Below are 12,540 nucleotides of genomic sequence, written 5' to 3'. Positions count from 1 at the left end.
ACACCGGAGGCTTTACAGCCCCACGGTGTTGCCCTCTTCACTCTTGCTTACTCACTTCGTGTATCCCCCTAAAAGAATCCCAATTTGTCTTTGCTGTAACTAATGAGCATGTTTTTGGTCTGGCGGTAATGGTTCAGCATCATTTTGTGTGTTTCGCGGCCGAATCCTGATTTTTTATAGCCGCCAAATGGTGCGTGTGCGGGGTAAGCATGGTAACAGTTTACCCACACACGTCCGGCCTGAATGGCGCGTGGCACCTGGTATAACTCATGTGCATCACGTGTCCACACGCCCGCTCCCAGGCCATATAAAGTATCGTTGGCAATTTGAATGGCTTCTTCGGTAGAAGAGAAAGTGGTAACGCATACTACCGGGCCGAATATCTCTTCCTGGAAGATGCGCATTTTATTGCTGCCTTTAAAAATGGTAGGCTGGATATAGTAGCCGTGCTCCAGTCCGCTGTTTTGATGAAAAGCTTCGCCGCCACACAGCACCTGTGCCCCTTCCTGTTTGCCAATATCGAGGTAGCTGAGTATTTTCTGGTATTGATCTTCACTGGCCTGCGCGCCCATCATTACAGTGGCATCCAACGGATTGCCCATTTTAATAGCCTTGGTGCGTTGTATCACGCGGCTCATAAACTTATCATATATTTTTTCGTGCACCAGTATGCGGCTGGGGCAGGTACACACTTCGCCCTGGTTCAAGGCAAAAAGCACTGCGCCCTCTACTGCTTTATCAAAGAAGGCATCATCTGCATCGCCCACGCTTTCAAAAAAGATGTTGGGACTTTTGCCACCTAATTCCATGGTTAACGGAATGAGGTTTTCAGATGCGTATTGCATAATCAAGCGGCCGGTAGTGGTTTCGCCGGTAAAGGCCACTTTTTGAATGCGGGGCGAGCTGGCCAATGGTTTGCCTGCTTCTACGCCAAAGCCGGTAACAATATTCAAAACCCCCTTAGGTAAAATGTCGCCGATCAGCTCCATCAGGCACATAATGCTGGTAGGTGTTTGTTCTGCGGGTTTCACTACCACGCAACAGCCGGCAGCCAGTGCCGGGGCTATCTTCCAGGCAGCCATTAAAAGGGGAAAGTTCCAGGGAATGATTTGGCCTACTACGCCAATGGGCTCGTGCAGGTTAATGCTTACGGTGCTTTCGTCGTGTTCGCTGATGGTGCCTTCTTCGCTACGCAATACGCCGGCAAAATACCGGAAATGATCTACAGCCAATGGCAGATCGGCTGCGCGGGTTTCGCGGATGGCTTTGCCATTATCGATGGTTTCTACCGTAGCCAGGTATTCCAGGTTGTCTTCTATTACCTGGGCTATTTTTAATAACAGGTTGCTGCGATAGGCAGCGCCTGATTTGCCCCAGGTGGCAAAAGCTTCGTGTGCGGCAGTAATGGCTTTGTCAATATCCTGGGCATTGCCACGGGCAGCCCTGGTAAACACTTTGCCATCAATAGGGGAGATATTGTCGAAATATTCACCGCTGGCAGGGGCAACCCATTCTCCGCCAATGAAATGATCATATTTGTCTTTAAAACGGGGGCGTGATGCTACGTTTGCCTGAGGGGCAGTAGCGGTGGAAGTACTCATGATGGAAGCAATTTTTAATCGTTAAACAATACCGCTAAGGTTGGGTATTCTAGGGGCAAAGGCAGGGACTTTAGTACTTATTTATAGCACAATCGTACCATTTTTATTGGGCCCGGCTTAAAAATGAGGTAAATTGTAAGACTTAAATGATTGCGGCCATGCAGGTAAAAAATTATTTGCAGCGAATTCAATTAACGCCAGGTTCCCAGTTGCAGACATTGGTGGAAAACCGGCGTGTATTTAACCTGAACACCTGTGAACTGAATGTGTTTGAGAGCTATCAGCAAGCCTATCATATCCCGCTTACATTCAATGATTTTGTGATCACCAGCATGGTAAGGGGTAAAAAGATTATGCATTTAATGGATAAGCCCGCTTTTGATTACCTGCCCGGTGAAACAGTGATTGTGCCCGCCGGGGAAACCATGGTGATTGATTTTCCGGAAGCGGCTTCGGAAAATCCTACCCAATGTATAGCACTGGCTATAGATGCCACCTATATTAACAGTACGCTTGATTATCTGAATGAATATTACGGGGCAGGCAACGAGCAGCATCAATGGCAGCTGCATTGTAACCAATATCATTTTGAAAACGACACAGATGTTACTTCTCTCATTAATAAACTGATAGGGGTGTGCAGCAGCAGTAATGCCAGCAGGGATATTTATGCCGACCTGCATTTGAAAGAATTGTTGATACGATTAATTCAGAGCCAGCATTTGCAACAGGTAGATACAGCCAAAAGTGTGCACCAGAATAAAAGCCGGTTGCACTATGTGTTGCATTACATACACGAGCATTTGACTGAAAAAATAGCCATTGATGCTTTGAGCCGCAAGGCGTATGTAAGCCGGAATATTTTTTATAAATGGTTTAAAGAGCAGTTTGGCATTACGCCACTGGATTATATTAACCGCGAAAGGGTAAAGCTGGCTAAGCAACTACTGGTGCAGCAGCAGAATAGTGTGCAGGCGGTGAGTAATATGTGTGGGTTTAGCGATGTGAATTATTTTATCAGGGTATTTAAGAAAACAGAAGGCACCACCCCCAAGGCTTACCAAAGCTGCTATCTCTTTTAATACCTTTTTTTGGGGTGTACAGGCAGGCAGGGCTTAAAAATGCAGGTTATCAACGGAAACATTTGTGTTCTCTGTGAAAGGTGTTTAAATTGCAGCAGATTTCATTATAACTGATTCCAGATATGACCATTGAGCAATTTAAAACGTTGACCCTCGAACAAAAATTAGTGGAAATTAAGTATCATGGCGAATTGCTGGGCAGTTGGGAACGTCCAAGCGAGGAAGCAGGCAAAAAGCAACCAGGCGATATTTTTCAACTGGGTGAGTTTTGGGTTTTTCTGAGTGATGATGAAAAAACAGTTATCCCAACCAGGAGAAACGTACTGGCAGGTTCTTAATTGGCCGGTATCCCCCTTCTGTGATACACACCACCTGATTGACGCAGCACCTGTAACAGGTGCTTTACTGCTTGCGGGATATCCTTCCCCAGGTGAAACCCGGCCATACAGTATAACAAGCCGGTGAAGTATAGACAATTGCTAACCCTCTCCTTTCCCCGCATGAATTAGCAATCATTTATATTGGCTATTCTGTAATTTAGTCAGACAGTAAAAATTATATGGCACAACCAACAGTGAGCCCCAAGGGCAAAAAAAGTGTTTTATCTACTATTCTTTCCTGGACAATTCCGGCGCTGGCGCTGGTTATTGCTTTTAATACAGAAGCCAAGGCCTGGGCTATCCGTGGCTTAATGGAAGTGGGCTTTTTTCAGTTGCACATGTCGGCCGATACAGCGGTGGCTGCTTTGCCGGAAGCTACAGCTGCAGAGGATGTGGTGTTTAGAGATGGATCGGGAAATAGTGTTTCCTTGTCTTCTTTAAAGGGTAAGGTAGTGTTTATTAATTTCTGGGCTACCTGGTGTCCTCCCTGCCGTGCAGAAATGCCTTCTATCAACACTTTGTACAATAAGTTTAAAGATAGCAGCAACATGGTGTTTATTATGGTGGATGTAGACGGAAAGTATGAACAAAGCAACCGTTTTGTAAAACAGAACAACTACAACTTTCCGCTGTATGTGCCTGCGAGTGCTATTCCTTCATCCTTTTTAGGCAATGCCATTCCTACAACGGTGGTGCTGAATAAAAAAGGCAAAATTGCTATGCGCCATGAAGGTGGGGCAGATTATGGCAGCGCTAAATCGGAGAAATTTATACAGTCATTATTGAACGATTAAAGGGTAAGCCAATGATGGCGGCTTTGCAACAGTTTTTCGGTAATGCAAGGATATTAAAAAGCCCCGCAGTTTTGCTGCGGGGCTTTTAGTTTATAGTGCTAGTCTTTTTCGTATAAACGGTAAGTTTTATCCAGTGTTGCGCCAATGTCAATAATGGCTTTGTTCATCATAACGTTGTCTTCCAGTATCCAGGAAGCTTCTACTTCACCAATATGCGGGTGTTTGATAAAGTATTCAATAAAGGCCATGTAAAAGAATATTTCAATGCCCAGTTTGCGATAACCTTCTACCACACCCAATAATGGAATACGCAGGCTTTTTACCTTTTTTATCCCGGTAAGCAGTTTTACAATGCCAAACGGAAACAGACGGCCACGATTTATTCTAATGAGAATTTCGTTGATATTGGGAATGGCAGCGCCAAAACCTACCATTTTACCTTCGTGTTCTGCTACCAGGCACAACTCGGGGTTCATGATCATTTTCAGGTCTTTGGCCATATAATCAAACTCTTTATCGCTCATGGGAGCAAAACCAAGGTTTTTGTCCCAGGCCGAGTTGTATACTTCTCTGATGTTAGGAACTTCGTCTTTGAAATTTTTCATTACCACCGGGCGAATGGTGATACCCTTCTTTTTCAGCTTTTCGGCCATATATACCTGTAAACGGCGCAAACGGGTGTCGTCGAAGTTTTCGCGGGTATATAAATAAGCCAGTACATCTATTTGCTTGCGGAAGCCATAGGCTTGCAGCAGCTTATCGTAGTAGGGCGCGTTATACGTCATTAACACTTTGGGCGCGCTATGAAAACCATCTACCAGCACACCACAGGTTTCGTTGGTAGATGGGTTAACCGGTCCTTTTATTTTACCGGTAACACCTTTGTTGCGTAACCATTGTTCTGCACTGCTGAACAGGCTTTTGGCTGTTTCCACATCATCAATACAATCAAAGAAGCCAAAGAAGCCTTCGTTTACGTTGTTGTAATGATTGTGGTTTTTATTTAAAATGGCAGCAATGCGCCCGGTTACCTGGTTGTTGTCGTATGCCAGGAACAGCTGAATTTCGGCATGTTCATAAAAAGGATGTTTCTTAGGGCTCAATAAATCGCGCTGTGCAATAAACAGCTCCGGTACGTATTTGGGATCATTACGATACAGATCGTGCGGAAAATCGATAAATGTGCCTAGCTGCCTGGGCGTTTGCACCAGTTCAATCCTTTTCATGTCTATAGTTTAGTTTTTGGAAGGGGTATGAAAAATTTCGTTCGCTAAATTATGCAAAGCGGAATACATTCACACATCTAATATGATAACAAATCAGCGAATTACTGTTCTTACCCGTTGTTAGCGGGGCTGCAGGATAAACTGGTAAGGTTCTCTGAGCCCTCCACCTGTCATGATAATATCTGCTTTTTTAATGCCTTCCAGGGAGATTTCGGTGGTGATGCCGGCCAGTATTTCAGGCGTTAATTCCTGTCCTTCAGTAATGCCTTTTATCACCCCCATGCAAAGCGTGCTTACTACATTGGTGGGATATAGAAAGGTATGCGAATAAGCAGGACTGGAAAGCACTTTCCAGGCTATGTGCGTGTTTTTAGGAAAGAGTACTACTGTATAGGTGGCGTCGTAAGATTGATTCTTCAGGGTAATTTCAATGCCCATGTGTAATTGTCGTTATAAAAGGTCAGGCATAAGCCTGCCTGGATGTAAAAAATAGCGCTTGCCATATGGAAAGTGCTGTGTGCTGCTGAATGGGAGAGTAAATTAGGCGAGTGCAGCAGCCGGAGGCGCGCGAAGCGATTGGGTGAGTAAAGATGTTAAGGTTACATGGATAACAGGAATTGTTACCGTAGTAGTACGAATATAAACGGGTAAAGGTGTAGAGATGCTGTAAGAAACGGCAAGGGTGTTTTCGGGATGAAACTTTTTGTTCACCAGCACATTCAGCTTTTCGTGATCGGGCGATTGACCGGCTTTTACATGCGAAATTCCGTGTGGCTTATGTAAAGCGTGTGTGCGGTCAGGTCTTATAAAACACGATTGTATAGCGCTGGTGTTACAATATACCTGCACCATAAAGAACGCCAGGTAGCCTGCAATAAGCAGGCTGCGGGACAGGTTTATGTGTGCTTTCTTGTACATCGTATCGGTTAAAATCTGGACAAATGTAATATAAATGAAATAAGTAGCTTAGCCGATAGCCAGCAAGGCAATACCACCAAGTATTACCAGTGAGCCCAGCAGGCGTTTGGTGCTGTCTTTTTCTTTCAAAACATTCATGCCAAAGAACACCCCAAAAACAATGCTCAACTCGCGGGCGGGAGCAACATAAGTTACAGGAGTGGTTTTGAGGGCAAGCAGCACCAACCAGTAGGCCAGTGGTTGAAATACGGCTACCGCAATGGCCTGCTTCCAGTTATTTTTAGCGGTTGCTATTACTGCCTGGTGTTGTTTAATGGGAATGTGTATAAGCAAAAGCATGGGCAACACCACAGAAGCAAACGTGATAAACACACCGGAAACATGGTAGTCTACTACGGCAGTTTTATCCCATAAAGTATAAGAGGCAATGAATACACCTGTGAGTGTGCCGTATAACAGCCCTTTGGAAACGGCAGTGCCCCGTTTAAACGAAATGCCCGTCATAATAATTACCCCGGCAATAATCAGTGCCACACCGGCCAGTGCCAGTACGCCCGGATGTTCATGAAAAATTAATATGGCACCGCTTACAGAAAACAGCGGACCAGCGCCACGTGCTATAGGGTATACGATAGACAAATCGGCATTGCGGTAACCTGCCTGTAGCACCACAAAGTACAGTAAGTGTAACAGGCCGCTGACCACGGCAAACAGTATAATGCTATAAGTATAAGCTACAGGTTCTTTGGTGAGCTGGTAACTTACAAAAGGCAGATAAATGACAGCAGAAAAGAAACAAACCAGCCAGAAAAAAGGCAACCGGCCATTTACCTGTTTGGTGATTAAATTCCAGATAGCATGAAATAAAGCGGCGGCAATAATTAAGCATAAAGACCAAAGTGTCATTGCGTAGTGGTATTGGAGGTGGAGTGGTGAAAGGGTTTGTGCAGTAAATATAAATCAAAACAGCCCCGGAAAAACGAGGCTGTTTTAACTACTTTAGACAAAGTAGTACTGCTAACCTATGAAAAACATATCTTAATTAAAGTGATGGACCCCGTTTTATTGTATAGTATATGCCTGATCATAGGTGACGACACTGCATGTACTCCTTTTTTATGTACGACGAAAAAGGAGAGATGGATTTGATTGGCAAGGGTTTAGAGGTGGGCGCGCTGAAAAAAATATTTTTTAATTGTCTTAAAATTATTTTGTTTCAAATAATGTGTTATTTTAGTGTCATCAAATAAGGAAATAGTTATTTGATACGCTTCTGAAAAGAAGCCACAAATTCGAAGGTGTATCACCAAAAAATGGTGTTTTTCATAGGTTAGCAACGGCCTGCCTTGTCTAAGGCTCAGGCCTATTTTTTTGCCCCTACTTCAACAATACTGTTTAGCTTAACGCCGGGAAAGAAATTCCTTTTATTTTACTGTACATTTCTACTGCATACAAATCGGTCATGCCCGATACAAAATCCAGCACGGATTGTATTTTGGAATAGAGATCGTCGTTGTCCGTTAAAAACTGGGAAGGAATAAGGTGTACCAGTTTTTTATAATAGTGTGTGTTGTTATTAATCAAGGCGGGAACAAATTCTTCCAGCAAGCCAGCCATTACTTTATAGCCAGCCACTTCTTTTTGAATAACAGAGGAATAGTTATAGATCTTTTCTCTGGATACTTTCTCAATGGCCTTCCAGGCATCGCTTACCGGAGCGTCCAGTGCATCGGTAAGGCTTTTATCAAAGCTGCCGTTTAAAATAGCTTCCTGTTCATTAATGAAAACATCTACACATTGCAGTATCAGCTTATTAATGGCTTTGGCGCGCAGCAAGCTTATTTTGGCATCTTCATCGCTGAAGTCGTCGGCCAGGCGGCCTGGCAATCTTTCATCATTGCACACGGCCAGTAGCAGGTCCCGCACCTGGTCAAAGCTGAGAATTTTCAGGCGGTGTGCATCTTCCAGGTCAATAATATTATAACAGATATCGTCGGCGGCTTCTACCAGGTACACCAGCGGATGGCGCTTGTAAATCAATGGCTCGTCCAGCACTTTTTCCATTTGCAACTCTTCTGCAATGTTTTTAAAGGTGGTTTGTTCTGACTGGAAAAACCCATATTTTTTTCGATAAATAATACCTTTCTGATGTCCTGCAGGCGAAGCGCAGGGGTATTTTACAATAGCGGCCAGGGTGGAATAGGTTAATGCAAAAGCGCCGTTGCCTTTTCCTTTAAAGGAATGTGTAAGCATACGCAGTGCGTTGGCATTGCCTTCGAAAGAGGTAAAATCTTTCCAGTGCTGATCGTTATTCAGTTGTGATTGGTATCCTTTTCCGTCACCATCTGTAAAATAGCGGGAGATGGCGGCTTCACCAGAATGGCCAAAGGCCGGATTGCCCAAATCGTGTGCCAGCGAAGCGGATGCTACAATATTGCCTACTTCACTTAATAAAGGCACCTCGTTAAACAGATCGGGATTTTGCTTTTTAATGCGGTTGAAAAATATATTGCCCATAGAACGCGCCACACTAGCCACTTCCAGGCTGTGTGTGAGCCGGTTATGTACAAATACGCTACCCGGTAATGGAAATACCTGTGTTTTGTTTTGTAGTCTTCTGAACGGAGAAGAAAAAATAAGGCGGTCGTAATCCCGCTGAAACTGCGAGCGGGCTTCGTCCTGATCCCTGGCTATATATTCCTCCTGCCCCCATCTTCTGGCTGATAGTAAGTATTTCCAATCCATAAACAACAGATAATCCGCAAATAAAAAGAGAAAAATCGGGTCAAATGTAGTTTTAATTGAGCGAAAGTAAGTTTCAAGGGATATTTTGCATTACCAAACACTGCGGACAACACAGGTTTAATTGCCATTATGCAGGACGAGCTTGACTATAAACAACTGTATACGCTGCACTACCGGAAACTGTTTAATTACGGCAAAAAGTTTACCACCAACATTGCCCTGATAGAAGACAGTATCCAGGATGTGTTTTTAGATTACTGGAAGCGTAGTGCGCAGATGGAACAGCCACAGGCATTAACTCCTTATTTTTTCTCTGCTTTCCGGGCGTTATATCCCATTCTGCAGGCAGAGATAAATAAAAATGGTAATCTTATACAGAATACAGGATATTAGCACCTGTTATCATTAAAAGGACAGACTATCATATGAAATTCGGCTTTATTCTCATAGGCTTATTAGCCTGTAAGCAAGTGGCTGCGCAGCAGCAGCCACTTGCTGCTTTTCCGTTGCAGCGTGTACGATTGCTGGACGGACCTTTTAAAAAAGCACAGGATGCAGATATGCAGTACATGCTTTCTTTAAACCCTGATCGTTTATTGGCTCCCTATCTGCGTGAAGCGGGCTTAACGCCCAAAGCAGAATCGTATGGCAACTGGGAAAACACCGGGCTGGATGGGCATATTGGCGGACATTATCTTTCTGCCTTATCTAACATGTTTGCTGCTACCGGAAAGCCTGAAATAAAACAGCGGCTGGACTATATGATTAACCAGCTGGCGCTTTGCCAGCAGGCGAATGGTGATGGTTATATAGCAGGTATACCTGGTGGTAAGGCCATGTGGCAGGATGTGGCAGCCGGTAAAATTAAAGCGGGCAGTTTTTCGCTTAATGATAAGTGGGTGCCATGGTATAATATCCATAAGCTATATGCAGGCTTGTATGATGCTTATGTGATAGCAGGTAATGAGCAGGCAAAGGGTATGCTGCTACAATTGTGCAACTGGTGTGTAAACCTTACTGCTCATTTGAGTGACGATCAGGTGCAGCAAATGCTCAGGAGTGAGCATGGCGGTATGAATGAGGTGTTTGCCAATGTAGCTGCGCTTACAGGAGATAACAAATACCTGGTAATGGCGCGACGCTTTTCGGATAAACGCATATTAGCGCCTTTGTTGCAGCAGAAAGATTCGTTAACAGGCATACATGCCAATACGCAAATTCCCAAAGTGATTGGTTACAAAGCCGTAGCTGAGGTAGCAGAAGATAGCACCTGGGCGAATGCTGCCAATTTCTTCTGGCAAACGGTTGTGCATAACAGAACGGTATCTATAGGTGGCAACAGCGTGCGGGAGCATTTTCATCCGGCCAACGATTTCAGTTCTATGATAGAATCAAGAGAAGGGCCGGAAACCTGTAACTCGTATAACATGCTAAAGCTTACGCGGCGTTTGTTTCTTTCACAGCCTGCGGTAGCGTATATGGATTATTACGAGCGTACTTTATACAATCACATTCTTGCTTCTGAAAATCCGAATGGTGGCTTTGTATATTTTACGCCTATGCGTCCCAATCACTACCGTGTGTATTCCAAACCACAGGAAGGTTTTTGGTGTTGCGTAGGATCAGGGTTAGAAAATCATGGCAAGTATGGGGAATTGATATATGCACATACTGCTAACGATTTGTATGTAAACCTGTTTATGGCTTCTACACTGGATTGGAAAGAGAAAGGCGTAACTGTGATGCAGCAAACCCGTTTTCCTCTGGAAGAAGCTACCAATTTAAAGTTGACTGTGGCTAAGCCGGCATCCTTTGCCGTGTATCTCCGTTCTCCTTCGTGGGTAACCAAGGGGCAATTGCAGGTGCTGGTGAATCAAAAGCCAGTGGAAGCAGTAGCAGATAATAATGGCTATATCGCTGTTCGTAAAACCTGGCAAACGGGCGATGTAATTACAGTACGACTGCCCATGCACACTATCACAGAGTTTTTGCCAGACAGTTCTAACTGGGTATCGTTTGTGCATGGTCCGATTGTGCTTTCAGCGGCCACCGACACCACCGGTTTGCAAGGCCTGTTTGCAGATGGAAGCCGTATGGGGCATGTAGCAGGTGGGCCATTGCGGCCACTGGATGATGCGCCTATGGTAGTTGCTGCAAAGGATCAGCTGGATATGGCGTTGGTGCCAGGGAAGCAGCCGCTTACTTATACTGCGCCTGCTATCTTTTATCAGCCTGCTGCTAAGAAGTTGGTGTTACAGCCTTTTTATACCATTCACAACAGCCGGTATGTGATCTATTTTCCTTACACACAACCTGCTTTACTGGATTCGATAAGGAAGGTGATGCAGGAAAAAGAGCAAGCGAAACTATCGTTGGATGCTATTACAGCAGACCTGGTCAACTGTGGCGAACAACAGCCGGAGAATGATCATGGTTTTGCTGGTGAAAACACCGACAATGGTTTGTTTAAAGAACAGCATTACCGCAATGCGAAAGGATGGTTTTCGTATAACTTGCGTAACGTTGGAGGTAAGGCTACTAAGCTGCGCGTGACCTACTATGGTAAGGATAAGAACCGCAGCTTTAGCATCTATGTAAATGGGCGGTTATTGTCAAATGTAAAGCCTGATGGGAATGGTGGGGATAGGTTTATAGCAGTAGATTACCCTTTGCCTGCAGAAGCGACAAACGCTGCAATGCTTACTGTGAAATTTGCAGCAGAGCCTGGTAGTGCTACAGTTAACATATTTGAAGTGCGGTTGCTGAAATAGGGGGCGCACATTTTATAAAAAGAAATCTCGGCAGGTGATAGCGATACCGCTTAGTCTTGCCGGGATTTTTTATGATGTGGTTATTGAAAAGCTTCGCTCACCAGTTCTTTATTAATAAAGGCGCCGGCGCTCATGCCCGAAGCCACTGCTACGCTTACGGAACGCATCATAGAGGTGCAGTCGCCGGCAGCGTACACGCCTGGTATCGTGGTTTTATAAAAGCCATCCACTACCAGTAAGTTGTTTGTGGAAATTTCGCAACCCAGCTGTGCAGGTATGCTGCAATGTTGTTCAAAATTGGGTTTCAGGTACAGCGCTTTTACTGCAACCTGGGTCTCGTCTTCCAGTACTATAGTGTGCAAATAGCCCTGCTGGTGCAATACTCCTTTGATATTCCTGGTTTCTATAGTGATATTCTTTTGTTGGAGTTGTTGCAATTGCTCTGCTGTAAGCTCGGGTTGCCCGTTGGTAAAAAGGGTAAGCTGGTTGGTGAGGTTATTGATTAATTGTGCAAAATGGAACGCCAACTCTCCATTGGCAATAATGCCTGTTGGCTGTTGGCGTACTTCGTAGCCGTGGCAATAGGGACAATGTATCACTGAAATGCCCCAGCTTTCAGCTATACCAGGAATAGCGGGCAGGTTATCCTTTATGCCGGAAGCAAACAATAGCTTGCGGCTGTGAAATGTTTCGCCTGCTTCGGTGGTAACCGAAAATCCGTTTTCTATAGCTCCACCGGTAATGGCTTTGCCTTGCAGCAGTTGCACGGTTGGATATTGCAAGGTTTGCTCCCGCGCCAAAGCGGCCAGCTTTGCCGGCACCGCACCATCATGCGTAAGAAAATTGTGCGAGTGAGGCGTTTGCCGGTTGCAGGGGAGAGCGCTGTCGATAATCAATGTTTTACGTAATGAGCGTCCTAACGTCATGCCTGCCTGCAGACCAGCAAAGCTTCCTCCTATGATAATTACATCGTATGTTTCTTTTGCAACCATAGTTCAGTTTTTGTGATTTCAAAGGTAAATA

General features: G+C 44.7%; 12 protein-coding genes. 5 read left to right on the top strand and 7 right to left on the bottom strand.

The features are described 5' to 3' along the window. Positions 1-68 precede the first annotated feature (68 nt). On the bottom strand, positions 69-1,601 hold the full coding sequence (locus tag FLA_RS26425; RefSeq protein WP_076375989.1) for an aldehyde dehydrogenase family protein: 1,533 nt from the start codon (positions 1,599-1,601) through the stop codon (positions 69-71). A gap of 158 nt (positions 1,602-1,759) precedes the next feature. Between FLA_RS26425 and FLA_RS26420 the strand changes: the two genes are divergently transcribed. The 3 genes from FLA_RS26420 (at position 1,760) to FLA_RS26410 (ending at position 3,857) form a co-directional block, all read left to right on the top strand. After that, positions 1,760-2,683 carry an AraC family transcriptional regulator gene (locus tag FLA_RS26420; RefSeq protein ID WP_076377348.1) on the top strand — a complete coding sequence of 308 codons (924 nt, stop codon included), beginning with the start codon at positions 1,760-1,762 and terminating at the stop codon, positions 2,681-2,683. 122 nt (positions 2,684-2,805) lie between these two features. Continuing rightward, positions 2,806-3,021, top strand: coding sequence for a hypothetical protein (locus FLA_RS26415; RefSeq protein ID WP_076375987.1), 216 nt, complete (start codon positions 2,806-2,808; stop codon positions 3,019-3,021). 221 nt (positions 3,022-3,242) lie between these two features. After that, positions 3,243-3,857: a TlpA family protein disulfide reductase gene (locus tag FLA_RS26410; protein ID WP_084206032.1), complete on the top strand. Its 615-nt coding sequence runs from the start codon at positions 3,243-3,245 to the stop codon at positions 3,855-3,857. Positions 3,858-3,955: 98 nt separating this feature from the next. Here the strand turns inward: FLA_RS26410 and FLA_RS26405 are convergent, their stop codons facing one another. The 5 genes from FLA_RS26405 to FLA_RS26385 all read right to left on the bottom strand — a co-directional run bounded on the left by FLA_RS26405 (position 3,956) and on the right by FLA_RS26385 (position 8,746). Further along, complete coding sequence (locus FLA_RS26405) at positions 3,956-5,083, bottom strand: hypothetical protein (protein ID WP_076375985.1); 1,128 nt, start codon at positions 5,081-5,083, stop codon at positions 3,956-3,958. Between the two features lie 120 nt (positions 5,084-5,203). Further along, a complete protein-coding gene (locus FLA_RS26400) occupies positions 5,204-5,521 on the bottom strand; it encodes a hypothetical protein (RefSeq protein WP_076375983.1) in 318 nt (105 codons plus the stop codon). Between the two features lie 102 nt (positions 5,522-5,623). Further along, positions 5,624-6,001: a hypothetical protein gene (locus FLA_RS26395; protein ID WP_076375981.1), complete on the bottom strand. Its 378-nt coding sequence runs from the start codon at positions 5,999-6,001 to the stop codon at positions 5,624-5,626. A 48-nt stretch (positions 6,002-6,049) separates the two neighbouring features. Further along, positions 6,050-6,907: a DMT family transporter gene (locus tag FLA_RS26390; RefSeq protein ID WP_076375979.1), complete on the bottom strand. Its 858-nt coding sequence runs from the start codon at positions 6,905-6,907 to the stop codon at positions 6,050-6,052. A 489-nt stretch (positions 6,908-7,396) separates the two neighbouring features. After that, positions 7,397-8,746, bottom strand: a complete 1,350-nt coding sequence (locus FLA_RS26385) for a deoxyguanosinetriphosphate triphosphohydrolase (protein WP_076375977.1) — start codon at positions 8,744-8,746, stop codon at positions 7,397-7,399. A gap of 129 nt (positions 8,747-8,875) precedes the next feature. Here FLA_RS26385 and FLA_RS26380 point away from each other — a divergent pair, with 129 nt between their 5' ends. Together FLA_RS26380 and FLA_RS26375 are read left to right on the top strand one after the other, a co-directional pair. Further along, the gene (locus tag FLA_RS26380) at positions 8,876-9,139 is read left to right on the top strand and encodes an RNA polymerase sigma factor (RefSeq protein WP_076375975.1); all 264 of its coding nucleotides are present in this window, start codon (positions 8,876-8,878) and stop codon (positions 9,137-9,139) included. 32 nt (positions 9,140-9,171) lie between these two features. Beyond that, positions 9,172-11,517 carry a glycoside hydrolase family 127 protein gene (locus FLA_RS26375; protein WP_076375973.1) on the top strand — a complete coding sequence of 782 codons (2,346 nt, stop codon included), beginning with the start codon at positions 9,172-9,174 and terminating at the stop codon, positions 11,515-11,517. 80 nt (positions 11,518-11,597) lie between these two features. Here FLA_RS26375 and FLA_RS26370 read toward each other — a convergent pair whose 3' ends face one another. Next, a complete protein-coding gene (locus tag FLA_RS26370) occupies positions 11,598-12,509 on the bottom strand; it encodes an NAD(P)/FAD-dependent oxidoreductase (RefSeq protein ID WP_076375971.1) in 912 nt (303 codons plus the stop codon). Positions 12,510-12,540: the final 31 nt, after the last annotated feature.

This window comes from Filimonas lacunae, from assembly GCF_002355595.1.
GTDB classification, from domain to species: domain Bacteria; phylum Bacteroidota; class Bacteroidia; order Chitinophagales; family Chitinophagaceae; genus Filimonas; species Filimonas lacunae.
This window is presented reverse-complemented; position numbering and strand designations above follow the sequence as displayed.

Bases quoted from the DNA above. Each gene is read 5' to 3' on its own strand.
- FLA_RS26425 (WP_076375989.1), bottom strand. From the start codon at position 1,601: ATGAGTACTTCCACCGCTACTGCCCCTCAGGCAAACGTAGCATCACGC.
- FLA_RS26420 (WP_076377348.1), top strand. From the start codon at position 1,760: ATGCAGGTAAAAAATTATTTGCAGCGAATTCAATTAACGCCAGGTTCC.
- FLA_RS26415 (WP_076375987.1), top strand. From the start codon at position 2,806: ATGACCATTGAGCAATTTAAAACGTTGACCCTCGAACAAAAATTAGTG.
- FLA_RS26410 (WP_084206032.1), top strand. From the start codon at position 3,243: ATGGCACAACCAACAGTGAGCCCCAAGGGCAAAAAAAGTGTTTTATCT.
- FLA_RS26405 (WP_076375985.1), bottom strand. From the start codon at position 5,083: ATGAAAAGGATTGAACTGGTGCAAACGCCCAGGCAGCTAGGCACATTT.
- FLA_RS26400 (WP_076375983.1), bottom strand. From the start codon at position 5,521: ATGGGCATTGAAATTACCCTGAAGAATCAATCTTACGACGCCACCTAT.
- FLA_RS26395 (WP_076375981.1), bottom strand. From the start codon at position 6,001: ATGTACAAGAAAGCACACATAAACCTGTCCCGCAGCCTGCTTATTGCA.
- FLA_RS26390 (WP_076375979.1), bottom strand. From the start codon at position 6,907: ATGACACTTTGGTCTTTATGCTTAATTATTGCCGCCGCTTTATTTCAT.
- FLA_RS26385 (WP_076375977.1), bottom strand. From the start codon at position 8,746: ATGGATTGGAAATACTTACTATCAGCCAGAAGATGGGGGCAGGAGGAA.
- FLA_RS26380 (WP_076375975.1), top strand. From the start codon at position 8,876: ATGCAGGACGAGCTTGACTATAAACAACTGTATACGCTGCACTACCGG.
- FLA_RS26375 (WP_076375973.1), top strand. From the start codon at position 9,172: ATGAAATTCGGCTTTATTCTCATAGGCTTATTAGCCTGTAAGCAAGTG.
- FLA_RS26370 (WP_076375971.1), bottom strand. From the start codon at position 12,509: ATGGTTGCAAAAGAAACATACGATGTAATTATCATAGGAGGAAGCTTT.